Source organism: Stenotrophomonas maltophilia group sp. RNC7 (assembly GCF_030910085.1).
GTDB lineage: Bacteria > Pseudomonadota > Gammaproteobacteria > Xanthomonadales > Xanthomonadaceae > Stenotrophomonas > Stenotrophomonas sepilia.
This window is the reverse complement of the sequence record NZ_JAVFVN010000731.1, coordinates 1-412: the sequence shown is the minus strand read 5'-3', so window position 1 is coordinate 412 and position 412 is coordinate 1. Positions and strand designations below refer to the sequence as shown.

Annotated in this window: 1 protein-coding gene; it reads left to right on the top strand. The window is 52.7% G+C overall.

Translation table 11 applies throughout. The features are described from left to right. On the top strand, positions 1-412 hold a 412-nt coding region (locus RCF13_RS16120; protein WP_308141339.1), incomplete at both ends, for an oligosaccharide flippase family protein.

Genomic DNA, 412 nt, shown 5'->3' with positions numbered 1-412 from the left:
CTGGGTGCAATCGCCAATATCTGCGGACTGGTGTTGATCGTCCGGGGGGAATTGCGGAGGAGAGACCTGGAATGGCGGCACGTCTTGGGCAAGGCCAGGCGGCTGATTGCTTACTCCATGCCGATGCTGATATCCACGGTGTTGGTTTTTCTGAATCAATACATAGACAGAGCTATCGTTGCAAAATATCTTGGCGCCTCGGAGCTTGGAGGGTATGCGATTGGTGTAAAGATGGCGGGGCTGTTCCTGTTGGTCTTGAAACCATTGAAAATGGCTTTGACGCCGTACGTGTTCGCCGCCGCGAAGCAGGATTCGATACCTCGTGGTTTTGTGGCGATTTATTATGCCTATTTGGCGGGAACCTTGGCGGCATTCCCGTTTGCTTACTTTACCTCTCCTTATGTCTGGCGCT